At 67.7% G+C, this 24061-nt stretch carries 22 protein-coding genes; 13 read left to right on the forward strand and 9 right to left on the reverse strand.

From position 1 onward, the window contains the following. Positions 1–28: 28 nt before the first annotated feature. From IFT63_RS05630 to fusA, 3 genes are all read left to right on the forward strand, one after another. Entirely contained in the window at positions 29–1033 is a 1005-nt protein-coding gene (locus tag IFT63_RS05630; protein WP_192084151.1) for an iron ABC transporter permease, read from the forward strand. Beyond that, positions 1030–1794 carry a heme ABC transporter ATP-binding protein gene (locus IFT63_RS05635; RefSeq protein WP_192083472.1) on the forward strand — a complete coding sequence of 255 codons (765 nt, stop codon included), beginning with the start codon at positions 1030–1032 and terminating at the stop codon, positions 1792–1794. Before IFT63_RS05630 ends, IFT63_RS05635 begins: the two co-directional genes overlap by 4 nt. A gap of 388 nt (positions 1795–2182) precedes the next feature. Beyond that, positions 2183–4210, forward strand: a complete 2028-nt coding sequence (fusA, locus tag IFT63_RS05640; protein ID WP_192083473.1) for an elongation factor G — start codon at positions 2183–2185, stop codon at positions 4208–4210. A 146-nt stretch (positions 4211–4356) separates the two neighbouring features. Here fusA and IFT63_RS05645 read toward each other — a convergent pair whose 3' ends face one another. Next, positions 4357–6555, reverse strand: a complete 2199-nt coding sequence (locus tag IFT63_RS05645) for a TonB-dependent siderophore receptor (protein ID WP_192083474.1) — start codon at positions 6553–6555, stop codon at positions 4357–4359. Between the two features lie 412 nt (positions 6556–6967). On the opposite strand from IFT63_RS05645, the gene IFT63_RS05650 reads away from it, so the two are divergent. After that, positions 6968–7240: a hypothetical protein gene (locus IFT63_RS05650; protein ID WP_042612942.1), complete on the forward strand. Its 273-nt coding sequence runs from the start codon at positions 6968–6970 to the stop codon at positions 7238–7240. Between the two features lie 113 nt (positions 7241–7353). Then, positions 7354–8097, forward strand: coding sequence for a SapC family protein (locus IFT63_RS05655; protein ID WP_101100467.1), 744 nt, complete (start codon positions 7354–7356; stop codon positions 8095–8097). Between the two features lie 10 nt (positions 8098–8107). Here IFT63_RS05655 and IFT63_RS05660 read toward each other — a convergent pair whose 3' ends face one another. The 4 genes from IFT63_RS05660 to IFT63_RS05675 are packed head-to-tail and all read right to left on the reverse strand — an operon-like array spanning position 8108 to position 11960. Further along, complete coding sequence (locus IFT63_RS05660; protein WP_192083475.1) at positions 8108–8470, reverse strand: DUF2894 domain-containing protein; 363 nt, start codon at positions 8468–8470, stop codon at positions 8108–8110. Beyond that, the gene (locus tag IFT63_RS05665; RefSeq protein WP_042612833.1) at positions 8451–9098 is read right to left on the reverse strand and encodes an OmpA family protein; all 648 of its coding nucleotides are present in this window, start codon (positions 9096–9098) and stop codon (positions 8451–8453) included. Before IFT63_RS05665 ends, IFT63_RS05660 begins: the two co-directional genes overlap by 20 nt. Then, positions 9095–11182 (reverse strand): hypothetical protein, encoded by a 2088-nt coding sequence (locus IFT63_RS05670; protein ID WP_192083476.1) that lies wholly within the window; start codon positions 11180–11182, stop codon positions 9095–9097. The genes IFT63_RS05665 and IFT63_RS05670 overlap by 4 nt, the downstream gene beginning before the upstream one ends. Continuing rightward, positions 11172–11960 carry a DUF3348 family protein gene (locus tag IFT63_RS05675; protein WP_342450485.1) on the reverse strand — a complete coding sequence of 263 codons (789 nt, stop codon included), beginning with the start codon at positions 11958–11960 and terminating at the stop codon, positions 11172–11174. Before IFT63_RS05675 ends, IFT63_RS05670 begins: the two co-directional genes overlap by 11 nt. Before the next feature lie 90 nt (positions 11961–12050). Between IFT63_RS05675 and IFT63_RS05680 the strand changes: the two genes are divergently transcribed. Further along, positions 12051–13580 (forward strand): MFS transporter, encoded by a 1530-nt coding sequence (locus IFT63_RS05680; RefSeq protein WP_192083478.1) that lies wholly within the window; start codon positions 12051–12053, stop codon positions 13578–13580. 4 nt (positions 13581–13584) lie between these two features. Next, positions 13585–14145 carry a TetR/AcrR family transcriptional regulator gene (locus tag IFT63_RS05685; RefSeq protein ID WP_042612837.1) on the forward strand — a complete coding sequence of 187 codons (561 nt, stop codon included), beginning with the start codon at positions 13585–13587 and terminating at the stop codon, positions 14143–14145. A 130-nt stretch (positions 14146–14275) separates the two neighbouring features. Here the strand turns inward: IFT63_RS05685 and IFT63_RS05690 are convergent, their stop codons facing one another. The 3 genes from IFT63_RS05690 to IFT63_RS05700 form a co-directional block, all read right to left on the reverse strand. Continuing rightward, positions 14276–14914, reverse strand: coding sequence for a DUF6766 family protein (locus IFT63_RS05690; RefSeq protein WP_192084152.1), 639 nt, complete (start codon positions 14912–14914; stop codon positions 14276–14278). A gap of 99 nt (positions 14915–15013) precedes the next feature. Continuing rightward, positions 15014–15238 carry a hypothetical protein gene (locus IFT63_RS05695; RefSeq protein WP_192084210.1) on the reverse strand — a complete coding sequence of 75 codons (225 nt, stop codon included), beginning with the start codon at positions 15236–15238 and terminating at the stop codon, positions 15014–15016. Positions 15239–15265: 27 nt separating this feature from the next. Continuing rightward, positions 15266–15760: a ferritin-like domain-containing protein gene (locus IFT63_RS05700; protein WP_042612839.1), complete on the reverse strand. Its 495-nt coding sequence runs from the start codon at positions 15758–15760 to the stop codon at positions 15266–15268. 224 nt (positions 15761–15984) lie between these two features. Between IFT63_RS05700 and IFT63_RS05705 the strand changes: the two genes are divergently transcribed. Genes IFT63_RS05705 through IFT63_RS05715 form a run of 3 tightly spaced genes read left to right on the forward strand, consistent with a single transcriptional unit; the run spans position 15985 to position 19567 of the window. Further along, a complete protein-coding gene (locus IFT63_RS05705) occupies positions 15985–16161 on the forward strand; it encodes a DUF3606 domain-containing protein (protein ID WP_080335071.1) in 177 nt (58 codons plus the stop codon). Between the two features lie 11 nt (positions 16162–16172). Further along, entirely contained in the window at positions 16173–18737 is a 2565-nt protein-coding gene (gene ligD, locus IFT63_RS05710; RefSeq protein ID WP_192083479.1) for a DNA ligase D, read from the forward strand. Positions 18738–18778: 41 nt separating this feature from the next. Then, entirely contained in the window at positions 18779–19567 is a 789-nt protein-coding gene (locus IFT63_RS05715) for an OBAP family protein (protein ID WP_192083480.1), read from the forward strand. A gap of 88 nt (positions 19568–19655) precedes the next feature. Here IFT63_RS05715 and IFT63_RS05720 read toward each other — a convergent pair whose 3' ends face one another. After that, complete coding sequence (locus IFT63_RS05720; RefSeq protein ID WP_192083481.1) at positions 19656–20234, reverse strand: DUF4142 domain-containing protein; 579 nt, start codon at positions 20232–20234, stop codon at positions 19656–19658. 329 nt (positions 20235–20563) lie between these two features. Between IFT63_RS05720 and IFT63_RS05725 the strand changes: the two genes are divergently transcribed. Genes IFT63_RS05725 through IFT63_RS05735 form a run of 3 tightly spaced genes read left to right on the forward strand, consistent with a single transcriptional unit; the run spans position 20564 to position 23952 of the window. Beyond that, positions 20564–23080: a heavy metal translocating P-type ATPase gene (locus tag IFT63_RS05725; RefSeq protein ID WP_192083482.1), complete on the forward strand. Its 2517-nt coding sequence runs from the start codon at positions 20564–20566 to the stop codon at positions 23078–23080. 26 nt (positions 23081–23106) lie between these two features. Continuing rightward, positions 23107–23607: a Cu(I)-responsive transcriptional regulator gene (gene cueR / locus IFT63_RS05730; protein WP_192083483.1), complete on the forward strand. Its 501-nt coding sequence runs from the start codon at positions 23107–23109 to the stop codon at positions 23605–23607. A 36-nt stretch (positions 23608–23643) separates the two neighbouring features. Further along, a complete protein-coding gene (locus tag IFT63_RS05735) occupies positions 23644–23952 on the forward strand; it encodes a heavy-metal-associated domain-containing protein (RefSeq protein ID WP_249404337.1) in 309 nt (102 codons plus the stop codon). Positions 23953–24061 lie beyond the last annotated feature (109 nt).

The following is a 24061-nucleotide window of genomic DNA, read 5'->3' on the forward strand; positions in this document are numbered from 1 at the left end:
TGACCGGCGCCGACGTCGCGGCCAGCTGATGCTGCTGCTGGTACTGGGCGCGTTGCTGCTGGCGGTGCTGGCGTCGTTCGCGGTGGGGCCGCTGCGGCTGCCGCCGTTGGCCGTGCTGCAGGCCATCGGGGTCAAGCTGGGGCTGCTGGATGCCGCGCACGCGAGCGCGCGCGACGTCGCGGTGGTGTGGCAGCTGCGCATCCCGCGCGTGTTGCTGGGTGCCATCGTGGGCGCCTCCTTGGCGATGGCCGGCGCCAGCCTGCAGGGATTGTTCGGCAATCCGCTGGCCGACCCCGGCATCGTCGGGGTCAGCCAGGGCGCCGCGCTGGGCGCGGTGGCGGCGATCGTGCTGGGTGCGGCGACGCTGGGCAGTTGGGTGATCCCGCTGGCGGCCTTTGCCGGCGGTGCGGCGGCGATCAGCCTTACCTACCTGCTGGCACGACCCGGGCGCGGCGATGGCAATGCCACCCTGCTGCTGGTCGGCATCGCGATGGCCGCCTTCTGTTCGGCGCTGATCGGCTTCTTCACCTATATCGCTACCGAAGCGCAACTGCAGTCGCTCGTCTTCTGGCAGCTGGGTTCGCTGGCGAGCGCCGATTGGCGCGACGTCGCGGCGGTCATGCCGCTGTTCGCCGTGGGCATGTTCTGCCTGCTGCGCTTGGCAACGCCGCTGGACATGCTGGCGCTGGGCGAGCGCCAGGCGCAGCACCTCGGGCTGGATGTCGCGCGTACGCGCCGGAGGCTGGTGGCGTACAGCGCATTGCTGGTGGGCGCGGCGGTGGCGTTCGCCGGGTCGATCGGCTTCGTCGGATTGGTGGTGCCGCACGTGTCGCGGCTGCTGGTCGGTCCGGGCCATCGCTGGCTGTTGCCGCTGTCCGGGTTGCTCGGTGCGTTGTTGATCGTGGTGGCCGACACCGCCGCGCGCACCCTGGATCCGCCGGCGGAAGTTCCACTGGGGCTTTTTTCTGCGGCACTTGGCGCACCGTTCTTCCTGTGGCTGGTGATGCAGCGCCGGGGCAGGGTGGGGGCATGACCAGTGCACTGCTTTCCTTGCGGCAGGTCGGCGTGGTGCGGCAGCAGCGGCCGATCCTGGCCGATGTCGAGCTGGTGTTCGAGCCCGGTACGTTGACCGCGCTTGTCGGCCCTAACGGGGCGGGTAAATCGACGCTGCTGGGCATCGCCTGCGGCGACCTCCGGCCGGACAGCGGTGAGGTGCTGCTGGCCGGCAGACCGCTTTCGGCGCTGCGTGCGGGGGCATTGGCGCGCCAGCGCGCGGTGATGCCGCAGGAACATGCAGTGCGCTTTGCCTTCAGCGTGGAAGAAGTGGTGGCGATGGGGCGCCTGCCGCATTTGCCAGCGCCTGCCGAGGATGCGCGCCACGTCGAAGCGGCGCTGGACGCGGCCGAACTGCAGGCCCTGCGCCAGCGCGAAGTGCAGCAGCTGTCCGGCGGCGAATCGGCACGCACCACTTTCGCGCGCGTGCTCGCGCAGGACACGCCGTTGCTGTTCCTGGACGAACCCACCGCCGCGCTGGACCTTCGCCACCAGGAACGCACGCTGCGCAGCGTGCGTGCGCTGGCGGACCGGGGTGCCTGCGTGATCGTGGTGCTGCATGACCTCAACCTGGCCGCCGGCCATGCCGACCGCATCGTGCTGCTGGAACGCGGCCGTGTGGCCGCCGATGGCACCCCGCGCGAGGTGCTGACCGAAGACACCCTGCGCCGCGTGTACCAGCAGGACGTGCTGGTGCTGCAGCATCCGCGGCGGCCGGTACCGCTGGTGGTGGTGACATAGCAAGCCTCCCCCTCAGCGTTCTATTTTTGCTGTCAATAGGCCCTTGCTTCCCCCGCAAACAGGCGCACACTAGCGGCTCCCATCCGTGGTGAGTCCAATGAACGCTTTTCCGCTGCTGACGTTTCAGATCCTGCTCCGCGCCTGCGCGGAACGGGTGCGTCTGCCCGGCGGAAGACAAGGCGGCTGACCGCATTGCGGTTGCCTTGGACCCCCAGCAGAGCGCCCAACCGGGCGCTTTTTTTATTTCCGATCCACCGATCCACCGATTTACCTGAAAAGCGAAGGAGAACGTGCCATGCACCCGCTCGACGACACCCAGACCTAGCCGCGCGCCCTGCCGCCAACCGGGACGCGCGGTCCTCCGTGGTTGGCATTGCAGGAGCAACTCATGAACACCCAGACCCTTTCGCTGCGTCGCAATCTCGGCATCATTGCCCATATCGACGCGGGCAAGACCACGTTGACCGAACGGCTGCTGTGGAAAACCGGCCAGATCCATCGCGTCGGTGAAGTGCACGACGGCGCGGCGACCACCGATTTTTCGGCAATCGAGCGCGAACGCGGCATCACCATCGGCGCGGCTGCCGTGCAGGCGCAGTGGGCGCCGCGCGACCTCCCAGCGCACCGGCTGACCCTGATCGACACCCCAGGCCACATCGATTTCGCGATCGAAGTGGAGCGCTCGCTGCGCGTGCTGGATGGCGCGGTGGCCGTGTTCTCGGCGGTGGACGGTGTGCAGCCGCAGTCGGAAACCGTCTGGCACCAGGCGCGCCGGCATGGCGTGCCGCTGCTCGCCTTCGTCAACAAGATGGACCGCATCGGTGCGTCCTTCGACCGCGTCGTGGCGCAGCTTGCTGATCGCCTGCAGGCGCGCCCGCTTGCGCTGGGCCTGCCGCTGGGCAGCGAAGCCGCGTTCGATGGCTGGGTCGACCTCGTGGACCGGAAGATGCTGCACTGGGATGCCGCCGGTTCGCTGCAGCAACAGCCGTGGACCGATGCGCAAGCGCTGCAGTGGCAGCCCCAGCGTGATGCGCTGGTGCAGGCCGCGGCCGAGCTGGACGATGTGCTTGCCGATGCCTGGCTGGCCGGCTCGGCGGTGGACGCCGATGCGCTACGTGCGGCGGTGCGACGCATCACCGTCAGCGGTGCCGGCGTGCCGGTGCTGGCCGGTGCGGCGTTCAAGGGCAAGGGCGTGGAATCGTTGCTGGATGCCATCGTCGATTACCTGCCCTCGCCGCTGGACAGGCCCTCGGTGAGTGCCATTGCCGGCGAAGAGACGGTGCAGTTGCTGCCTGACGCGGAGGGTCCGCTGGCCGCGCTGCTGTTCAAGGTCACCCACATGCAGCAGGGTGCGCTTGCCTTCATCCGGGTGTATTCGGGCACGCTGCGGGTGGGCGATCGCATCGCCAGTTCGCGGCACGACGCGCGTCGGGTGGGACGGCTGGTGCGAGTGCAGGCTGACCAGGTGCATGACATCGAACAGGCCGAGGCTGGCGACATCGTGGCGGTGATGGGCTGGAAGGATGCGATCAGCGGTGAAACGCTGTCCTCGCTGCAGCAGCCGTTGCTGCTGGAAGCCATCCACTCGCAGCCGGCGGTGCTGGCGTGGCGGCTGCAGGCCGGCCGCGCCGGTGACCTGATCCGGATCAGCCAGGGCCTGGCAAGCCTGGTCCAGGAGGACCCGTCATTCCGCGTCGAGGCCGATGCGGAAACCGGCGAAACGCTGGTGTGGGGCATGGGCGAGCTGCACCTGGAAGTGATGGTGGAGCGCCTGCGCAGCGAGTGGAAGGTCGAGGTCCAGGTCGGCCAGCCGCGCGTAGCCTATCTGGAGAAACCACGTAGCGCGGCGCTTGGCGTGGTCGGCCGGGTGGTCAAGCAGAGTGGCGGCCAGGGACAGTTCGCGCATGTAGTGCTGGAGGTGCGCCCGCGCGAGGATGATGCGGTGGAATTCAGCGACCGCATCGCCGGTGGCGTGGTGCCGCGCAGCTTCATCCGCGCGGCGGAGCAGGGCGTGCGCGCTGCGCTGCAGGACGGTCCGCAGGGCCATCCGGTGGTCGGCCTGGACGTGGTGCTGGTGGATGGCCAGACGCATGCGAAGGATTCATCCGAGCAGGCGTTCCATCGCGCCGGGATGGAAGCGGTGAAGGCGGCACTGGCCGAGGTGGGCACGCAGCTGCTGGAGCCGGTGATGGCGTTGCAGGTGCTGTCGCCCGCGGCCAATGTCGGTGATGTGGTGGGTGACCTGCAGCGGCGCCACGGACGGGTGCAGGCGATCGACGAGCGGGAAGGTCGTTCGCAGGTGAGCGGGTTCGCACCACTGGCGCAGCTGCAGGGCTACAGCACGGCCCTGCGTTCGATGAGCCAGGGCCGGGCAAGCAGCACCATGCAGTTGCACGGCTATGCGCCGGCGCAATGATCCAACGGGTAAGGGGCGGCTTCGGCCGCCCCTTTTTTTTGCGGGTAGCGCCGACCCATGGTCGGCGAGCGCAGCGGAAGGCAGGAGCGTGACGACCAACGGTCGTCACCCACCGAACGGCCGTCACTACCGAGCGTGTCTTGGTGCTACCAGCCCAATCGCGCGGTGGCCATCACCGTGCGGCCGCTGCCGTAGTAACACGACGACACCGTCGTACAGGTGGACACATAGCGCCGGTCCGCCAGGTTGCTCAGGTTCACGGCAAGCTGCAGGTCGCCGTTGCCAACCCGCCCGACGTCATAGCGGATCGCCGCATCGAACAACGTGTACCCCGGAATCCGGTACAGGTTCGCGCTGTCGCCGTAGCTGCGGCCGTTGTAGCGTGCACCCGCCGCCAGGCTCAGGCCCTCCAGGGCGCCGCCCGCGAAGGTGTAATCAGCCCAGAACGAGGCGGTGTAGTCAGGCACCATGATCAGCTGCCTGCCCTGGTATTGATCGGAACGGGTCATCTCCGACTCCATCCAGGTTGCTGCGCCGATCAGGCTGAAACCTTCGAACGGGGTCACCCGTCCTTCCAGTTCCACGCCGCGCACGCGGCCTTCGCCATCCTGGATGGAACAGCGTGCATTGGCAGTGGCGCCGCAGGTGTTGTGGGTCGGGTCGGGATCCTGGGTGAGCAGGTTCTGCTGGCGCAGCTCATACGCCGACAGCGTGACCAGGCCGTCGATGCGGGCCGGCTGGTACTTGAGGCCCGCCTCCCACTGGGTGCCGGTGACCGGATCGAACGCGCTGCCATCGAAGTTGTTCAGCGGGCTGGTGGAGGAGGGCTGGAACGATTCGGCGTAGCTGATGTACGGGGTAAGCCCGTTGTCGAACACGTACAGCACGCCGGCGCGGCCGGTGAAGGCTTCGTTCTTGATCACGCTGCGCGGCTGGGTCACCGTCGCACCGGTGACCGGGTTGCGGGTCGCACTCGAAGCATCGTCCTTGGTCCAGTCGTAGCGGCCGCCCACGGTGAGGCGCCACTGCCCCAGCGCCAGTTGGTCCTGCAGGTAGATGCCGCTCTGCCGGTTGCTGCCTTCGGTCGGGCTCAGGCTGGTCACCTGCGGCACGTAGCCGGTGTAGACCGGGTTGAAGATGTCGATCGGGCGCGGACTGCTCATCGCGCCGCGCACGCCTTCCCAATCGGCGCGTTGCCAGTCCCAGCCGAGCAGGGCGACATGGTCCACGCCGCCGGTGCGGAAGCGTGCCTGCAGGCGCGTATCCAAGGTGTCGCCATCGGAATCGCCGGTGCCGTAGGTGGCGCGTCGTGCCTGCGTGCGGCCATCGGCGTTGAGTGCGCCATTGGTGACCACGCCGCGGTAAAGCGAATCCACATGCGTGCGGCGCGCACTCTGGCTGAAGGTCAGGTGGTCGTTGAAGGCGTGCTCGAACATCCAGCCTGCGGTCCACAGCGTGCGGTTGAACGTGTTCCAGGACGGCTCGCCGATGAAGGTGGTGTTCTTCATGTGGCCATATGGCGTGGCGCGCAGCGTGCCGTCCATCGGCAGGAACTGGTAGGTCGATCCGCCATCGTCCTTCTGGTACATCCCCAGCAGCGTGATGCGGGTGCGTTCGGCCATCTGCCAGGTGTAGCTGGGGGCGAGGAACCAGTGCTCCTGTCCGGTATGTTTGATCTGGGTGTCGCCATCGCGATACAGGCCGACAAGACGCGCCAGGTGCACGTCGTCGTCGCTGCCTGTGCCCACGTCGAACGCGGCGCTGTACTGGCCGTGCGCGTCCAGCCCGAGTCGCAGCTGCTGCAACTGGCCCGGCTGCGGGGTCTTGCTGACCTGGTTGACCATGCCGCCCGGTGCGACCTGGCCGTACATCACCGCCGAGGGGCCCTTGAGCACTTCCACGCGCTCCAGGTTCCAGCTGTCGAACATGCTGCGGTTCCACTGGCTGCCCTGCGGCGCGCGCATGCCGTCCAGGGTCACGTTGTTGGCCCAGCTGCCGGCATCGAAACCACGGATGCGGAAGTCATCCACGCGGTTGTCGATGCCCGAACTTTCCAGGCTTACGCCGGCCACGTAACGCATTGCATCGTTGAGTGACTGCACGCCGCGCGCATCCAGTTCGGCGCGTTCGATGACCGACACCGATTGCGGCGTTTCGGCGACCGAGGTGCTGGTCTTGGTCGCGCTGCTGACACTGTTGGCCGCGCGGTAGGCGTTGACGCGCACCGCGTCCAGGTCGGTGGCGGCCTGCTGCGCGTGGACTGCAGGAGTGCATGCAGTGAGCGCGCAGGCAACGGCCAGCGGGCGGAAACGAAAGGGCGAGGGGAGTGCGGTGGGTCGGGTCATGGGCGTGCGCGGGCGTGCCTGCGTGCGCCGGATCGATGATCCGGAGGCCGCTAGCGATGCAGTCGGAGAGGTGGGCTCCAGTCTACTGCCGCACCACCGGCAACGCAATTGCGACCCATTCGCAACTCTCTTGGCGGTGGATCAGGGGGAGCTGGGTTTGGGCCGGGCGGTGGGGCTGGGCGGGGGACGGCAAAAGCCGCTCCTGCGGGCCTCGTTTCGCGCCATCCATGGCGCTCAACGCCCCCGCCCAGCCCCACCGCCCGACCCCCTGACAGGTTCCGGTGCCGCCACCCTTGGGATGAGAAAAGCGCTGGCGCCCGCGACCGGAAAAACAGCACTTTTCGTTCGAAAAGACTGGATTAAAGTGATGCCTCACGATAAAGTGCGCGGCCGTTTTCCGCTCTACTTCCGCATGCGCGACGACAAAGACCCCGGCACGTTCGAACTGGCGCTCCCGCGCAAGCGGGGCAGGCCGCCGAAATTCGGGTACGCGATGAGCGATGCGCAGCGTGCTGCCCGTTATCGCGCGCGCCGTGCGGGCCAGGCCAACCATGCCGACGTGCGCAAATGCTCGGACATGGTGCTGCTGGACAAGATCCGTGGCGCGATCAGGGGCAAGGATCCGGAGCTGACCGGCTTCCTGGTGCACGTGCTGTGGCAGCGTTATCCGCTGCAGCTCAAGTAAGGCGGCAACGGCGGGGTGGTGATTGCCACGTGGCTTGTTGATAATGCGGGCTTCATGTTCCACCCGCATTCGCGCCCGGGATGGCTGGCGCGTTCAGTAGAGATGGCTTTCTGATGACCACCGGCAACGACACCGCGCCTGCAGCAGGCTCCCCTTTGTTCTACAGCCGCCCGGTGCCGCTGCAGTCGGATATCCACGGCGACCTGCGCATCCTGCCGGGCAAGCTGGGTTTCGCTGCCAAGACCAACGCGATTCCGTTGATCGTCAACGAATTCTCGTTGGCACTGCACCACTTCCCGATCCTGTTCGCCGGTCCGGAAGCAGTGCCGATGGCCGCCCTCGGCGTGACCGAGGACAACCTGTTCGTCACTGACGGCCAGTGGGAGCCGGACACCTACGTGCCGGCCTATGTGCGCCGCCATCCCTTCATCTTCATCGACACTGACGGCAGCCAGAACTACGTGCTGGGCTTCGACGAGGGCACTGAGCGCATCGTCAAGGGCGGGACCGAAGGCGAGGCGTTGTTCGTCGACGGCAAGCCGAGCGAGCTGCTGCAGCAGGCCATGGAATTCTGCGGCCGCTTCACCGCCGACCACAACCATACCCAGGCCTTCTCCAAGGCCCTGATCGAGCAGGACCTGCTGGTGATGCGCAATGCCAACGTGCGCCTGCCCAATGGCCGCGAACTGACCCTGCAGGGCTTCAACGTGGTGGACGTGGAGAAGTTCCAGAAGCTGTCCGATGAGGTGGTGCTCGCTTGGCACCGCAATGGCTGGCTGGGCCTGGTGCACCAGCACCTGATGTCGCTGTCGCGTTTCGGCGATCTGACCCGCAAGCAGGCCCAGCGCGACGCCTGATGGCTCGGCGCTACCGGGCCTTCGGTGTACGTTTGCGCGTCGCTGCGGCCGTTGGCTGCGCTCGCTGCTCCATCCACGCCAGCGTGTCGGCGTAGGCAATGAAATGCCGCAGGTAGTCCGGTGACAGTGCCTGCATCGCGTCGAGCATGCGATGCACCAGCACGGCGGAATTCAACGGGCCACCTTCGGCCGGTGTCTGCTGCAGGGCGATACGCAGCCGACTCTCGGCGTGCAGCTGCTGCCAGGCATCGCGCATCGGCTGCAGCGCCGGCAACTGCGGATAGTGCTGCAGCGAAGCAGAGCCGGCGTCGAGGTCGCGCACCAATGCCGCCAGCCCCTCGCCAGCGGTGCGATCAGCGCGCTTCGCCCGCATCGTTGGCCTCCTTCGTGCCCGGCCGCGGCATCGGCGCGATTTCCACGCGTCGGTTGCGCGCGCGCCCGGCTTCATCGGCGTTGGAGCTGACCGGTTGCTCGGCGCCGAACGCGGCGGCGAACACGGAAGACGACGGCAGGCCCTCGGCGATCAAGGTGCGCGTCACGGTCAGCGATCGCTGCGCGGACAGTTCCCAGTTGTCGGCGAACTGCCGGTTGTGCGCGTGCACCGGCTGGTCATCGGTGAAGCCGCTGACCATCAGGATGTCCTGGCGTTGCGCCAACCATCCCTTCAACGGGCCGGCCAGGCTGCGCAGCACCTCGCGTCCCTCCGGCTGCAACTGGTCGGAATTCAGCGCGAACAGGACATTGCCGCTGATGCCGATGCGGCCATCCACCAGCGTGACCCGGCCGCCCGCCAGCGGTCCGGCCAAGGCCTGTTCCAGTGTCTGCTCGGCGGCCTGGCGCTGCTTAGTTTCCGCATCCAGTCGCCCGCTCAGCTCCAGCTGCATGGCCACCACGCCCACCAGGATCAGCACGAAAGCGCCCAGCAGCACCGACATCAGGTCACCGAACGCGGCCCAGATGGGCGTGCCGCTGTCGCCATCCAGTTCGTCGTGACCGCTCATGCGTTCCCTGCCGACGTGCGGCCATTACCGAGCTGGCGCAGCTCTTCGGTGATCTGCTTCTGCGACAGCAGGCTCAGGTCCACCACTTCGCGCGCCTGCGCCACGTAGTAGGCCAGTTGCTCATCGCTGCGTGCCAGCGAAGCGTCGAGGGCGCCGGCCAGCTGTTCCAGATGGGTCGACAGGCTGTTGCTGGTGGCGGTAAACGCGGTAACCGCGCCGTCCAGTCCGGCGGCCAGTTCGCGGCTGCCGGTGGCGGCGTCGGCAACGCTGCCCACCAGTGCCTGCAGGGTGCCCGCTTGGGCGTCAACCTGTTCGGCGAAGCGCTCGCCGGTGCGCTGCATCAGCCCGGCGGCGTTTTCGATCAGCTGGTCCACCGCCGTGCGCTGTGCACTGGACGTGGCCTGGATCGACTCCATCAAGCTGCCGACCGTGCCCAGCAACTGGGCGCGCTCTTCAAGCATTGATGTATCGCGCACCAGGCTGTGGGACAGCCGCTGGCGGAGCTCGGCGACCACTTCGGCGGCGGCGCGTGGCGCTTCGCTGGCGACATCCAGCAGGCGGGCGATTTCGGCGATGGTGGCGGCGGACTGTCGGCGCGCCTCTTCGCCGATGCTGCTGGCGGTCTGCTGCAGCGTTTCACTGATGTGCTGCTGCTGCGCGGTGGCCCGTTCGCTGTGCGTGGCCCACTGCACACCCGCCTGTTCGGCCAGCGCGGTGAAGGCCTGCGACCACTGCTGCAGGCGCGCCTGGTCGTCTTGTGCGCAGCGCTCCAGCAGGGCCTGGTGTGTGTTCTGCAGCTGGGTCACCAGCTCACGCGCATGGGCTTGCTGCGCCTCCAGTGCCGCCGCCCGCGCAAGTCCGTCGCGTTCGCTCGCCGCGCTGGCCGCGGCCTGCTGCTGCTCCGCCAGCGTGGTCCAGTGGGCGCCCAGCTGCTCGACCTGCCCGCGCAGGCGGCCATCGAGTTCGCCCAGCAGTCGATCAGTGCCGTCCTGCTGGCTGGCGATGACGTTGGACAGCGCGCTGCCAAGTGCGGTGACAAGCGCGGCATTGGCAGCCTGCTGCGCGTCGAGCGCGCCGTCGAACTGCGCGCGCAGGTCGCTGGATACCGTCTGCGTCGATGCCTGCAGTGCGTCAAGCTGGCGCTGCACCGCGTCGGTAACACTGGCCTGGGTGCGCGCGGCGGTGGCTTCGATGCTTCCCAGTGCATCCCGCAGCAGCGGTTGCAGCGTGGTGCCGATGGCTTCACTGCCGGTGTGCACGCCGCGCTGCAGGGACTGCTCCAGTTGCGCGGCCAGGCGCGCCTGCGTGGCGTCATGCCGGGCGATGAAAGCCTCCTGGCGTGCCTCCAGCTGTGCATGGCTGGCCGCAGCTGCCTGCTGCACGCCTTCCACCATCTGCTGCAACTGCTGCACAAGGGCAGGCAGCACGGCCGCCTGGTCCTGCATCAGGCGCAGGCCTTCCGAACGCTGCCACGCCGGGCCATGCACCGACAGGTCCGTGCGGATGTGCTGGTCAAGCACCTGCACGGCGGCCAGGCGCTCACGCCGCAGCAGGGCCGACAGCAGGCCGAGCATGGCCGATGCCGCGACACCGGCGATGGAGGTGCCGAACGCTACGGCCAGTCCTTCCACCGGCGATGCCAGCGAGCCGCGGATGGCCTGCAGGTCGGTCGCGCTCTGCAGGGCCATGCCGGTGCCGCGCAGCGTCGCCATCATGCCCAGCAGCGTCCCGAGCATGCCCAGCAGTACCAGTAGGCCGACCAGGTACGGGGTGAGCGCGGGGCCGGGCAGGGCGGTCCGGTTGCCTTCCACGCGCAGCCGCACCGGCCCGCGCAGGGGAGATGGAACGCGCGTGAGCCAGTCATCCAGGCTTTCCCGGTCGCCCCCATTGCGGGTGGCGCCAAGCAGTGCGTCGGTCGCGCGGCGGAACTGCAGCAGCTCCCACCCGCCAACGCAGTAGCACGCGGCGATGAGCAGTGCGACGGCGGCGCCGAGCGTGTTGTGGCCGATGTAGCCGATCCCGATCCAGACGGCAGCGGCAAGTCCGAGGAGGAAAACGATCAGGTGCAGTACGTTACGCAGCATGGGGCGGTGCTCGGTGCGGATGGACGGCGGCGGACAGCCCGTCGATCGGGTGGAAACGGAGGTCGAGTTCGGCCAGCAGCAGGTCGCGCACGGTATCGCGCAGCGCGGGCGGCCAGGGCGGCTCGGGCAGGGAGTCGGGCATCACGGCAGGCGATGTGGCGTCCGGGTTCGCGGAAGTGGCATCTGCGGTCGCGATGGCGGGCAGGCAGCCGGCCAGGTGGGCGGGCAGGCGGCTGAGCAGCCGGTACTCCCGCGGGGCCAGCACCTGCTCCATCACGGCATCGATCTCGGCCAGGCGTGCGCCTTGCTCGCCGGTCCGCGCCAGCACGTCGCGCAGGCGACCGCGAAGGCGGCCGGTGCTGGTCAGTTGGGCGCGCTGGAGCGCGGCGTGCCGCCGCTCGAGTTCGGCCGGCCCCATCGGCTGCAGCAGGGCGGTCACCAGCGCGTGGATGGCCTCGGCGTGGGCGCTGCGCGCACGCGCGCATTCTTCGACAAGGCGGTCAGCGTCGGTGTCCACCGGCGGCTCCGGGAGATCAGGAAGGCTGCCATCCAGCGCCCGTGCGAGGGCGACGGCGCGGTTCCAGTCGACCCAGCCGCCCAGCGCCGCAGGCAGCGCGGGGCTGTCTGGTGTACCGGAATGATGATCAAGCCGCTGCAGTGCGCGGATCAGGGGCGGCCCGGCAACGGGCGGCCGAGGTGACGGTTTCGCCATTGTCAGGAGGCCAAAAGACGCGATTTTACACGCTTGCCGGCGCGGCTGCCTGCGCCGGACCGCCATCCGCCACGTGAACGGCCGTTGCTTCACTCGACATAACTGTACAGGACGTCCGGTATAGTTACGTCCATCCCGCAAGCGTTGCCTATCGTCATGTCGTTGACTGCCCCCGCTCCTTCCACGTCCGCATTGTCTCCCGCACGCCGCTGGAGCCTGCTGTTCACCGTAGCGGCCGGCCTGTTGCTGGTCACCTTGGACAATTCGGTGCTGTACACCGCGCTGCCGACGCTGGCCAGCGAGCTGCATGCCAGCGACAGCCAGCAGCTGTGGATCATCAATGCCTATCCGCTGGTGATGGCCGGCCTGCTGCTGGGCGCTGGCACCCTGGGCGATCGCATCGGTCATCGGCGGATGTTCCTTGTGGGATTATCTGCGTTCGGCGCGGCGTCACTGGCGGCGGCGTTCTCGCAGTCCGCTGGCCAGTTGATCGGCGCGCGCGCCGCACTGGCGGTTGGTGCCGCCGCGATGATGCCTGCGACCCTCGCACTGATCGGGCTGACCTTCCATGAAGAACGGGAGCGCAACATCGCCATCGCCATCTGGGGTTCAGTGGCGATCATCGGCGCCGCGCTGGGCCCGATCATCGGCGGACTCCTGCTGGCGCGTTTCTGGTGGGGATCCGTTTTCCTGGTCAACGTGCCGGTGGTGGTGCTGGCCTTCATCGCCACGTTCGCACTGGCGCCGAAGGGCGTGCCTGACGGCAGCCGTCGCTGGGATTTCGTCTCTTCCCTGCTCGCACTGGCGGCATTGTCCGGGCTGGTGCTGGGGATCAAATCGGTGATTGCCGCGCCGCCGGCGTGGGTCACGGCCGCCATCGCGGCCAGCGTGGCCTCGATCGCTGCCGCCGCCTTCGTGCGCCGCCAGCGCGTGCTGCCGTATCCGCTGCTGGACGTTGCCATCTTCCGTAATCCGGCCTTCCTCTCCGGCACGCTGGCGGCGGTGTTCACCTTGTTCGCGCTCGCCGGACTGCAGCTGGTGACCACCCAGCGCTTCCAGCTGATCGCCGGATTCACCCCGCTCCAGGCGGGCCTGCTGGTCTCGGTGGCGGCGGTGGGCAGCCTGCCGAGCGCGCTGTTCGGCGGGATGTTCCTGCATCGGGTCGGCCTGCGACCATTGATCAGTGGCGGCTTGGCGTGTGGCGCCTTGGGCGTGGCGGTGGTCGCATTGGGATTCGCCCACGGACTGGGATGGGCCATCGCCGGCATGGCAGTCACCGGGGTGGGGATGGGTGCGACGATTTCCGTGGCGTCCACGGCCATCATCGGCAATGCGCCGGCCGACCGCGCCGGCATGGCCTCATCGGTGGAAGAGGTGGCCTACGAATTCGGCGGGCTGCTGGCCGTGGCGGTCCTGGGCAGCCTGGCGGCGGCGTTGTACAGCGCCTTCCTGCCCGCCGACGCTGCGTTGCCGGCGGCGGCACGCGATGGCATCGGCCAGGCGCTGCAGGCTGTGGGGACCCCCGCGCCGCAGTGGCTGGATGCGGTACATGCCGCGTATGACCGGGCGTACCGGTGGGTGCTGGCGGTCATTTCGGTGGCGCTGACCATCGGCGCGATGCTCACCGCGTTGCTGCTCCGCGGCGGGCCCGGTGGCCGCGAAGCCGCACCGGTTGCCGTACATTGAACGCATGAGAACGAGCAATAGAACCCGGATCCTCGATGCGGCCGTGCGGGTGATCAACCGCGATGGCGTACGTGCGGTGACGTTCGAATCGGTGTCCACCGAATCCGGACTGACCCGCGGCGGACTGCTGTATCACTTCCCTTCGCGTGAAGCGCTGCTGCGGGCTATCGACGAGCATCTTGTGCAGCGCTGGGAGGCTTCGATGCAGCAGCTGCTCGCGGTGCCAGCGAGCGAATCGAGCGCGATTGAACGGCACGCGGCCTACCTGCGGGTTTCGGCACAGAGCGCTACCCGCGCCGAGCTGATCTTCATGCTTGAATCGGTCGAGCCGGATACCGACGTGGCGCCCTGGAGCGAGGCCATGGCGCGCTGGGCGCCCGCGCCGCCACGGCCCGGCGAGACCGATCCGGCGGCTTGGGACAACTTCATTGCGCGGCTGGCCGCGGACGGCCTGTGGGTGTACGAGGGAATGTACAACGGCAAGATCGCCGAGGACGTGCGCGCCGGAGTCGTGCAGCGCTTGCTGGCGATGCTGCAGCCGGTGACGGCCGGGCCGGTCAGGTGACGATGCGCTCCACCAGCCCTGCTTCGCTTGGCTTCAGTGAATCAGCGTAAGGGAAGTCGAACAGGGTGAACATGTCGATGACCAGCAGGGCAGGCTGAGACGGACGCATCGGTTCGGTCCTCGCAGCCGCTCAATCGCCGGTCTGGCTGTGCGGAGCAGCCAGTGGCTTGGATTGGGGTGAGTCTTTCTGGCGCAGGAAGATGGTCAGGATCACCAGCGACAGCACGGCAAGGAACTCACTCTGCCAGTTCTGGAAGGACTCGAACCAGAAACTGCTGCTCGCCAGATGCTCCCAGCACGTAGGCGGCGGCAGGCCCCGCGCCAGCTGGTCGTCGACCTCGGCGCGCCAGCTGCCCGCCAGGTGCAGCAGGAAGCTCATCAGGAACAACAGCATGAACGCGATGGCCAGTGAGTGGCCATACAAAGTCTTCCACAGACCGCCCTTGCGCACCGCCCACGGCGTGGGACCAGGCTCGATACGCTCGTGTTCTTCTGCATGGGAAAGCGGCCTCGACTCGGCCGATCCCTTCTGCCGCAGGCTTACCGTCAACAGGACGTACATGCCCATCTGCAGGAATTCGCTTTCCCAGTTCTCGAAGGTAGCGCTGATGAAATGACCGCTGTGGAGATAGCCCCAGAGGTCCAGCGCAGGGCGGTGGAGCTCGGCGAGCTCCTGGTTATGGTTCAGGAAGCCAGCCCATACCTGCCCTCCCAGGAAGCACAGCAGGAGAGCGAACAATACGATGGACAGGCCGTTTCGTTTCCACATGCCAATGCACCCGGTCTGGTTGATCTCACCATTGGCCACGTGCCCACCTCGACACGTGGCCAGCTCGACAGGAGGGCGGCACCGCGGTGCCGCCCCAGGTCAGGGCTCTGGATCGGGGGTCTTGCCCCAGCTGCCGGCCTGGCCGAAGTTCGGCTGCGTGCTGCCATCGCGCTCGGCCTTGCCGTCGGGCTCTCCTTCGCCGAGCTTGCCGCCCTTGCCATGGCCGCGCTGGTTGTATCCGGCGTTCTCGGTGGCGCGCTTGTCGTCGGCAGAAGGCTCTGCCTGCCCAGCGGGTTCGTGTGCCGGATCATGATCGGGTTGCATGGTGGTCTCCTGGCAGGCGGTCGGGTCTCAGGCGGCTGCAGCCTCGGCATTGCCGCCGGACTTGGCCAGCATCGTCAACTTCTCATCCGTGGCCTTTTCTTCCTCCAGCGTCTCCAGCAGCAGCGGCAGGGCATCCTTGTAGCCGAGCTGCTTGGCCAGCGCGGCGATCGTGCCGTAGGAGGCAATCTCGTAGTGCTCGACCTTCTGCGCGCCACCGATCAGGGCAGCGTCACGCACCGGGCCTTTCTCGATGCTGTCGATCACTTCCTTGCCTTCTTCCACCAGGCCCTCCATCGCGGCGCACTTGATGCGCTTCAGGCGGATGCCCAGCACCTCCACCACCTGGTCCAAGCGCTCGATCTGGCCCTGCGTTTCTTCCAGGTGGGTCTCGAACGCGGCGGCAAGATCGGGGTTGGTGGCGGCGCGTGCCAGGCGCGGCAGCGCTTTGGTCAACTGCTTTTCGGCGCTGTAGATGTCCGACAGTTCGTGGATGAAAAGGTCTTCAGCGGTTTTGATAGCCATCGAAAGCTCCGTGTTGGATTGGGTGGACAGAGATTCCGAGCCTAGGCATGCAGGTGTATGCGGGTCGTCATGCGAGCGCGAAGAGGATCGTGAGGACAGTGTGCGTGCCGCGTTTTCTTCACTTCGGGCAACGGATTCTTGTTTCCGGGTTCACGCAGCGCTCGCGTCCAGGCGACTGCAGCGAAACGATGCTCGAAGGACTTCAGCTTCCGACGGAGATCGACATGAGTGACGACAAGCAGCAGACCGGCAGCCCCGACCGCGATCGGATCAACGTCAACGAGGACTACGAGGTCCAGTACTGGACCCGGACGCTGGGCGTCAGCCGCGAAGCGCTCGAGGCGGCCGTCAAGGCGGTGGGACCGACCGCCGAGGCCGTGCGCGCGCACCTGCGTCGCTAGGCCGTCCCGGCATGTCGCTGAGCGAGTACCAGCGCAAGCGGAGCTTTGGCCGGACCCGGGAGCCGGAGCCGGGCAAGAAAGTGCCGGCCGGCCAGCGGGCCATCTTCGTCGTACAACTGCACCATGCCAGCAGGCGCCACTATGACTTTCGCCTGCAGATCGGCGGCGTGTTGAAGAGCTGGGCGGTGCCGAAAGGACCCAGCTACGATCCGCGCGTGAAGCGGATGGCGGTGGAAGTGGAGGACCACCCGGTTGACTACGCCGGGTTCGAAGGAGAGATACCCAAGGGCGAGTACGGAGGCGGGCACGTGGCGCAGTTCGACCACGGCGTGTGGTCGACCCGCGGCGACCCGGAGGCGCAGCTGGCGAAGGGCCACCTGCGATTCGAACTGTTCGGCACCAAGCTCAAGGGCGGCTGGCATCTGGTGCGCTCCGGCAAGCCGGCGCGGCAGCCACAATGGCTGCTGTTCAAGGAGGTCGATGCCTATGCCGGTGATGTCGAGGCTGACGACCTGCTGGCCGACGTGATGGCGGCACCTGCGGCGGACCTCAAGCGCGCCGGCAGTGGCAAGTCCGTCAAGCGTCGGCTGACGTCGGTACCGGTGAGCGCGCGTTCGCGTCGGGGTGGGTGGTCTGGAAAGGCGCTGCGGCTGGCGGGGGCGCGCAAGGCCGAGGCGCCGGAAGGGCCGTTCCAGCCCCAGCTGGCCAGGCTTGGCGATCATCCGCCGGCGGGAGATCAATGGGTCCACGAGATCAAGTGGGATGGCTACCGGATACTGGCTACCGTAGCCGACGGCGAGGTGCGGCTGTGGTCGCGCAACGCGTTGGACTGGACCGGGAAGCTACCCGAGATCCGCGAAGCGGTGGCTGCGCTCGGCGTGTCATCGGCAGCGCTGGATGGAGAGCTGATCGCGGGCGGCGGCACCAAGGAGGACTTCAACCTGCTGCAGGCCACGCTGTCCGGCGAGCGCCAAGGTGCGCTGTCCTATGTGCTGTTCGACCTGCTGCACCTGGACGGCGTGGATGTCACCGATGCGCCACTTCTGCAACGCAAGGCGTTGCTGCAGGAAGTGCTGGCCGACCCACCGCCGCACCTGGCGCTGAGTTCGCACATCGCAGGCGACGGTGACGCGGCCTATCGCCTGGCCGGTGAGCAGCACTTCGAAGGCATCATCTCCAAGCGTGCCGACCGCGGCTACCAGGCAGGGCGTAGCGAGGACTGGCGCAAGACCAAGCAGTTGGCCAGCGACGAGTTTGCCGTGGTGGGCTACACGGCGCCGAAGGGGAGCCGGACCGGATTTGGTTCGCTGCTGCTGGCGAGGCCTGACGCACACCATGGCTGGTTGTACGCCGGTCGGGTGGGCTCGGGCTTCACCGACAGCCAGATCAGCGAGCTCAGCGCGATGATGGGACAGGGGGGCGGCAGGAAGCCAACCGCGTACGTACCGACCACCGAGACCGATCTGCGCAGGGCCACATGGTTTCCGCCGCGCTTCGTGGTGGAGGTGTTCTATCGCGGGATCGGTGGCCAGCAGCTGCTGCGCCAGGCATCGCTGAAGGCGGTGAGGCCGGACAAGAACGTTTCCGACCTCGCCAGCAGCGACCGTGGCCAAGGCACTGCCGTGGCCACGGCGCGGCCTTCGCGGCGGCCGGCCAGCGCGCTCCGCGCCGCTGAAGGCAAAGGTCCTACGGTGGTGGCAGCACGTGCGCCGCCGGCGCTGTCAAGCCCGACCAAGGTGATCTTCCCGGATATCCAGGCGACCAAGCAGGAGGTCTGGGACTACTACACCGCCGTGATGGACCACCTGCTGCCGGAAATCATCGGGCGGCCGTTGTCGATTATCCGCTGCCCCTCGGGGACCTCGAGGCCGTGTTTCTTCCAGAAGCACCACACGGCCGGCCTGGAGCGCGTGGGCTCGGTGCGGCTGAAGGAGGACACCGGCGTCAATGCGCACTACCTGGTGGTGGAAGATGCGGCCAGCGTGTTGGAGCTGGTGCAGTTCAACGCGCTGGAGTTCCATCCATGGGGCAGCCATGCTGCCTCGCCCGATCGGGCCGATCGCGTGGTGTTCGACCTCGACCCGGGCCCGGACGTGCCTTTTTCGGAGGTCAAGAAGGCGGCCACCGACATCCGCAGGCTGCTGCAGCAGCTGGAGCTGGAATCCTTCCTGCGGGTGTCCGGCGGCAAGGGGTTGCACGTGGTGGTGCCGTTGCAGCCGGGCTGCGATTGGGACCTTACCAAGCGCTTCGCGCACGGGTTTGCCGACGCGCTCGCCCGATCCGAGCCCGATCGTTTCCTGGCCACGTCGAGCAAACGCCTGCGCAACAGGCGGATCTTCGTGGACTATCTCCGCAACGGACGCGGCGCCACAGCGGTCGCGTCCTATTCGTTGCGCGGCCGGCCGGGCGCGCCGGTGGCACTCCCCATCTCCTGGACCGAACTGCCCAGGTTGAAGCGCGCCGACAGTTTCACCCTCCGCGATGTACCTGCCCGGCTGAAACGACGCCGCAAGGATCCATGGGCCGGCATCGACACGCTCCAGCAGAACCTTTCACGGTGGGCGCAGGACGACTGATCGCAGCTGCCCGCCCTTCCATCAAGCACAAGGGGTATTCCATGCGCATTGCCTTCCTCAACACCACTGCCGTGCTCGCGCTGGCCGCCTGCGGTGGGGGCACCACCTCCTCCAGCGTGCAGGCGCCCGGGGCCGAGGCGGCGCCCGCCACCAAGGCACTGGACGCGGGTGCGGCGCTGCTGCAGGACCGCCCGCCGATCGAAGCGATCAACGCCTACCTCGACGGTTTTCATTTCTACAATGGGCACCCGGCAGGGCAGATGGAAGCGCACCATTACTGCAGCATCCTCAACGAGGACGTCATCCAGTGCACCATCTACGATGGCAACGTCAGCGACGCCAAGCTGATGGGCGTGGAGTACATCATCAGCGGGGCGTTGTTCGGCAGCCTGCCCGAGCCGGAGAAGAAACTGTGGCACAGCCACGTGCACGAAGTGAAATCGGGCCAGCTGGTGGCGCCCGGCATCCCCGCGCCGGCCGAGCATGCGCTGATGGAGAAACTGGTAGGCACCTATGGCAAGACGTGGCACACCTGGCATACCGACCTGGACAAGGACCTGCCGCGGGGCATGCCCCAGCTGATGATGGGGTTCACCGCCGACGGCCAGATCGACCAGGCCATGCTGGCGGCGCGTGATCAGCGGATCGGCATCGACAGTGGGGAGCGCAGGGCGGCGCGCGCCGATATTCCCTCGCCGCCGATCGATCCGGGCGCCGATGCCTGGCAGCGCGGCCAGGTCATCCAGATCGAAGACCCTTCCGGCAACCGCCACGCGCAGCACGGCGCACCCTCCGGCCAACCGGTGCCGCAGCCAGCGGACGCGCACTAGTTTCAGGCCATCCGGGTCGAAGGTGAGGGTGAACGCCCCCCCGGCGCGCCATGTTGCTGCGCGGCGCGCACGGTGTGGGCTTGGTCGATCAGCGTCCGGTGGCGGGGGTGCCAGCCAGGCGCTCGGCCTGGGCCAAGTGATCGGCCACGTGGCCACGCGTCTGCTGCAGGAACGCGCGCACCTGGGCATCGGTTGCTGCAGGCAGGAGGCTGTCATCCAGCGTCTGCAGCGCCTTGCGATGGTCCTTCACCATGGCCTGCAGGTAAGCACTGTCGAACGCGGCTCCCTGGTGCCTGGCCAATGCGGCGGCTTCAGCCTTTGCCTCGGTGGTCCTGGCCTGCGCCGGTGCGCTGCTGCGGTCGGGCTTCCAGGCTGCCAGCATCTTTTCGTTCTCCGTGTGCGCGCGGATCATGGTCTGCGCATACTGGCGGGCAGGTTCGGTCTGGGCCCGCGACAGAGCAAGCTGCCCGGCGTTGATTTCCGCCTGGTTGATTGCCGAAAGCACCCCCAGGGCCTGCTGCTGGCGCAGTTCGCCAGACGGGGCGTTGGCGGTGGACGCAGCGCTGCTCGATGGGGCGGGGGCTGCGCTGGTCTGTGCATTGGAGGCGCCGCTGGCGATCAGGCCCAGGGCGACGACGGCGGCATGAAGGGGAGTGGCGAAGGACATGGCGCGGATCTCATGGATGAGGAAGCTCGATGCTGCCGCCTGCGCTGGCAACGCGGTGAGAAGCAACTGTGTGTGGATGGCGCGCAGGTGTAGACGCACAGGTCACGCGCGCTTGACGGCTTCCCGATGGCTCAGGATGGGTACGAAAATCGCCGCTGTGTTGCCGTCGCCGCGACGCCGGAAGCAGGAAAGCAAGCCGCCGCGCCGAGGGCGGGTGGTTCCGGAGTGCCGGGCCCGCCGGGTCGGCGCGCCGGGGAGGCGCCACCTTGACCTTCCCACGGTGGGAATCCCCAGACTGTCCCCCAACTTGAGCTTTCGAGGTATACGCCATGGCTTCGGCCGTTCTTCCAGACGCTTCCGGGGGACGCTACCCGTCCAATGGGGCGCTGAGCGTCCCGATCACGGGAATGACCTGCGCGTCCTGCGCCGCACGCATCGAGCGCGCGCTCAATGCGGTTCCCGGCGTGAGAACAGCAGTGGTCAACCTGGCTACCGAACGTGCGCAGGTCACGTTCAACGGTGTGCCCGACCCGCAGGCAGTGGCCGATGCGGTGGTCAAGGCAGGCTATGCGCTGCCGGAGGAAAGCAGCGCGCTGATGATCCAGGGCATGACCTGCGTCTCCTGCGTGGGACGGGTGGAGAAAGCCCTGCGACAGGTTCCCGGCGTGGTCCAGGCCGATGTGAACCTGGCCACCGAACGCGTCCAGGTGGGCCACTTTGCCGGGGTGGTCACCCTCGGCCAGCTCGCAGGTGCCATCGAAAAGGCCGGCTATCGTGCCCATCCGGTGATGGGTGCGCATGCCGGGGCGGAAGACCAGCAGGCCGCGCGCCGCGAGACCGAAGCGGCTGGCCTGCGTCGTTCACTGTTGCTTGCCGCGGTCCTCGGTCTGCCGGTCTTCGTGCTTGAGATGGGCTCGCACCTGGTGCCGTCCGTGCATCACTGGGTGATGCATACGCTCGGCCAGCAGACCAGCTGGTACCTGCAGTTCGCATTGGCCACGCTGGTCCTGCTCGGGCCGGGGCTGCGCTTCTTCCGCGCAGGCGTGCCGGCCCTGCTGCGCGGCGGGCCGGACATGAACTCGCTGGTGTCGCTCGGTACCTCTGCAGCCTATGCCTACTCGGTGGTTGCAACGTTCGCCCCGCAGGTGCTTCCACCCGGCACCGCGAACGTCTACTTCGAAGCTGCCGTGGTGATCGTTACGCTGATCCTGCTGGGCCGCACGCTGGAGGCCCGCGCCAAGGGACGCACTTCGCAGGCGATCAAGCGACTGGTAGGACTGCAGCCGCGGACCGCGCGGATAGAGCGCGGCGACGGCACCATGGAGATACCGCTGGACCAGGTGGCTGCCGGCGACGTGGTGTCGGTCCGCCCGGGTGAAAAGGTACCGGTGGACGGGGAGGTCGTCGAAGGCGCTTCCTGGGTGGACGAAAGCATGATCACCGGGGAGCCGGCGCCTGTATCCAAGGGCGTGGGTGCCGGGGTAGTGGGTGGCACCCTGAACCGGACCGGCGCTTTCCGCTTCCGCGTCACCCGCGTGGGCGCGGACACGGTGCTGGCGCAGATCATCCGCCTGGTTGAGCAGGCGCAGGGCTCCAAGCTGCCGATCCAGGCACTGGTGGACAAGGTGACGCTGTGGTTCGTGCCGGCGGTGATGGCTGCGGCGGCGCTTACTTTCGTGGCGTGGCTGGTGTTCGGGCCTTCGCCAGCGCTGACCTTCGCGCTGGTCAACGCGGTGGCCGTGCTGATCATCGCCTGCCCTTGTGCGATGGGGCTGGCCACGCCGACGTCGATCATGGTGGGTACCGGCCGCGCGGCCGAACTCGGCGTGCTGTTCCGCAAAGGCGAGGCACTGCAGGCCCTGCGCGATGTCAGCGTGGTGGCATTGGACAAGACCGGAACGCTGACCAAGGGCCACCCTGAACTGACCGATCTGGTGCCGGCCGCAGGCTATGATCATGACCGGGTGCTGGCGCTGGTCGCGGCCGTGGAGTCCCGCTCGGAGCATCCGATCGCCGAGGCCATCGTGGCCGCTGCCACCCGGCACGGCCTTGCCGTCGGGGCGGCCGAAGGCTTCGATGCGACGCCGGGCTTCGGGGTGACGGCAACTGTTGACGGTCAGCAGGTGGCCGTCGGAGCAGACCGTTTCATGGCCCGGCTGGGCCTGGATGCCAGCGTGTTCCTGCCGGTCGCGCAGCGATTGGGTACGGAGGGAAAGAGTCCTCTGTATGCCGCGATCGACGGTCGCCTGGCGGCGATCATCGCGGTAGCCGACCCGATCCGGGACACCACGCCGGAGGCGATCAAGGCACTGCATGCGCTCGGGCTGCGCGTTGCGATGATCACAGGTGACAACGCCGCTACCGCAGCGGCGATCGCTCGCCAGCTTGGCATCGACGACGTGGCGGCCGAGGTGCTGCCCGATGGCAAGGTCGCCGCGCTCAAGCGGTTCCGCGTGGACGGCGCACGGGTGGCCTTCGTTGGTGACGGCATCAACGATGCGCCGGCGCTGGCTGAAGCAGATGTGGGCCTGGCGATCGGCACGGGGACCGATGTGGCGATCGAGGCCGCCGACGTGGTGCTGATGGCCGGTGACCTGCGCGGGGTGGTCAACGCCATCGCACTGAGCCGGTCCACGCTGCGCAACATCAAGCAGAACCTGTTCTGGGCCTTCGCCTACAACGCCGTGCTGATCCCGGTCGCGGCCGGCGTCCTGTATCCCTTCAACGGCACCTTGATGTCACCGGTTTTCGCCGCTGCGGCGATGGCCCTTTCAAGCATCTTCGTGTTGGTGAACGCGCTGCGGCTGAAGCGCTTCCGCGCACCGCTCGCGCGTGCTCCATACTGACCGCACAGCGTGCAAGGGAAACCAGCGTGAACATCGGACAAGCAGCGAAGGCCTCCGGCGTGTCGGCCAAGATGATCCGTTACTACGAAGGCATCGGCCTGATCCCGCCCGCTGCCCGGTCGGAGGCCGGCTATCGCTGCTACACCCAGCAGGACGCCCACACCCTCCGCTTCATCCGCCGCTCGCGCGACCTTGGCTTCACGGTGGAACAGATCGCCGAGCTGTTGCTGCTGTGGCGTGACGGCGAACGTGCCAGCGCGGACGTGAAGCGGGTCGCTTTGGCGCACGTTGCCGAACTGGAGGACAGAATCAGCGGACTGCAGGCGATGGCGCGCACACTGCGTGATCTTGCCAGCAGCTGCCACGGCAACGATCGCCCCGACTGCCCGATCATCGAAGAGCTCGCAGAGCCCGTCGGTGCCGGGAAAGACAGCGCCCCGGCGGCCTCCCCGCGCAGGACGCCGCGCTTCGGCACGGATACGCCGGCTTCGCCGCGTGCGCGCAGGAGCCTGCCGCGCAACGGTTGAACCGGAGGGCCGTCGGCAGCATCCGCGAGGACATGAATGCACGCCAAGGACGATGCTATTTCCTCGAAGAAGCAGGTTGACCTTGCCACGTTGGCAACGCGGAAAGTAGTCGGCGTGCCAACCCACCAGGAGATGACCATGCTTCAGTTCCACATTCCCCAGATGACGTGCGGTTCCTGCGCCAAGCCGGTGAGGGCCGCCTTGCTGGGTGCCGACCCTTCGGCCGGAATCCAGATCGACATGGCAGCGCGGACGGTGAGCGTGGACACGGTGCTGGAGCCAGCCGTGTTCCTCGCCGCACTTGCCGAAGCGGGATACCCGCCCCTTTCCCGGCCCGCCGGCTGATCCTCGTCCAAGGAGACGTGCCCATGTGCACCCGACAACTGCTCACCCTCGGCGTTGCCGTCGTGTTTCCAACAGCGGCAGCCCTTTCCCCGGCCTCCGCTGCGGGAAG

This window comes from Stenotrophomonas sp. CFBP 13724 (assembly GCF_014841975.1).
Taxonomy (GTDB): Bacteria; Pseudomonadota; Gammaproteobacteria; order Xanthomonadales; family Xanthomonadaceae; genus Stenotrophomonas; species Stenotrophomonas lacuserhaii.

Coding starts and splice junctions, on each gene's coding strand:
- IFT63_RS05630 (WP_192084151.1), top strand. CDS start 29: ATGCTGCTGCTGGTACTGGGCGCGTTGCTGCTGGCGGTGCTGGCGTCG.
- IFT63_RS05635 (WP_192083472.1), top strand. CDS start 1,030: ATGACCAGTGCACTGCTTTCCTTGCGGCAGGTCGGCGTGGTGCGGCAG.
- fusA (WP_192083473.1), top strand. CDS start 2,183: ATGAACACCCAGACCCTTTCGCTGCGTCGCAATCTCGGCATCATTGCC.
- IFT63_RS05645 (WP_192083474.1), bottom strand. CDS start 6,555: ATGACCCGACCCACCGCACTCCCCTCGCCCTTTCGTTTCCGCCCGCTG.
- IFT63_RS05650 (WP_042612942.1), top strand. CDS start 6,968: ATGCGCGACGACAAAGACCCCGGCACGTTCGAACTGGCGCTCCCGCGC.
- IFT63_RS05655 (WP_101100467.1), top strand. CDS start 7,354: ATGACCACCGGCAACGACACCGCGCCTGCAGCAGGCTCCCCTTTGTTC.
- IFT63_RS05660 (WP_192083475.1), bottom strand. CDS start 8,470: ATGCGGGCGAAGCGCGCTGATCGCACCGCTGGCGAGGGGCTGGCGGCA.
- IFT63_RS05665 (WP_042612833.1), bottom strand. CDS start 9,098: ATGAGCGGTCACGACGAACTGGATGGCGACAGCGGCACGCCCATCTGG.
- IFT63_RS05670 (WP_192083476.1), bottom strand. CDS start 11,182: ATGCTGCGTAACGTACTGCACCTGATCGTTTTCCTCCTCGGACTTGCC.
- IFT63_RS05675 (WP_342450485.1), bottom strand. CDS start 11,960: ATGGCGGTCCGGCGCAGGCAGCCGCGCCGGCAAGCGTGTAAAATCGCG.
- IFT63_RS05680 (WP_192083478.1), top strand. CDS start 12,051: ATGTCGTTGACTGCCCCCGCTCCTTCCACGTCCGCATTGTCTCCCGCA.
- IFT63_RS05685 (WP_042612837.1), top strand. CDS start 13,585: ATGAGAACGAGCAATAGAACCCGGATCCTCGATGCGGCCGTGCGGGTG.
- IFT63_RS05690 (WP_192084152.1), bottom strand. CDS start 14,914: ATGTGGAAACGAAACGGCCTGTCCATCGTATTGTTCGCTCTCCTGCTG.
- IFT63_RS05695 (WP_192084210.1), bottom strand. CDS start 15,238: ATGCAACCCGATCATGATCCGGCACACGAACCCGCTGGGCAGGCAGAG.
- IFT63_RS05700 (WP_042612839.1), bottom strand. CDS start 15,760: ATGGCTATCAAAACCGCTGAAGACCTTTTCATCCACGAACTGTCGGAC.
- IFT63_RS05705 (WP_080335071.1), top strand. CDS start 15,985: ATGAGTGACGACAAGCAGCAGACCGGCAGCCCCGACCGCGATCGGATC.
- ligD (WP_192083479.1), top strand. CDS start 16,173: ATGTCGCTGAGCGAGTACCAGCGCAAGCGGAGCTTTGGCCGGACCCGG.
- IFT63_RS05715 (WP_192083480.1), top strand. CDS start 18,779: ATGCGCATTGCCTTCCTCAACACCACTGCCGTGCTCGCGCTGGCCGCC.
- IFT63_RS05720 (WP_192083481.1), bottom strand. CDS start 20,234: ATGTCCTTCGCCACTCCCCTTCATGCCGCCGTCGTCGCCCTGGGCCTG.
- IFT63_RS05725 (WP_192083482.1), top strand. CDS start 20,564: ATGGCTTCGGCCGTTCTTCCAGACGCTTCCGGGGGACGCTACCCGTCC.
- IFT63_RS05735 (WP_249404337.1), top strand. CDS start 23,644: ATGCACGCCAAGGACGATGCTATTTCCTCGAAGAAGCAGGTTGACCTT.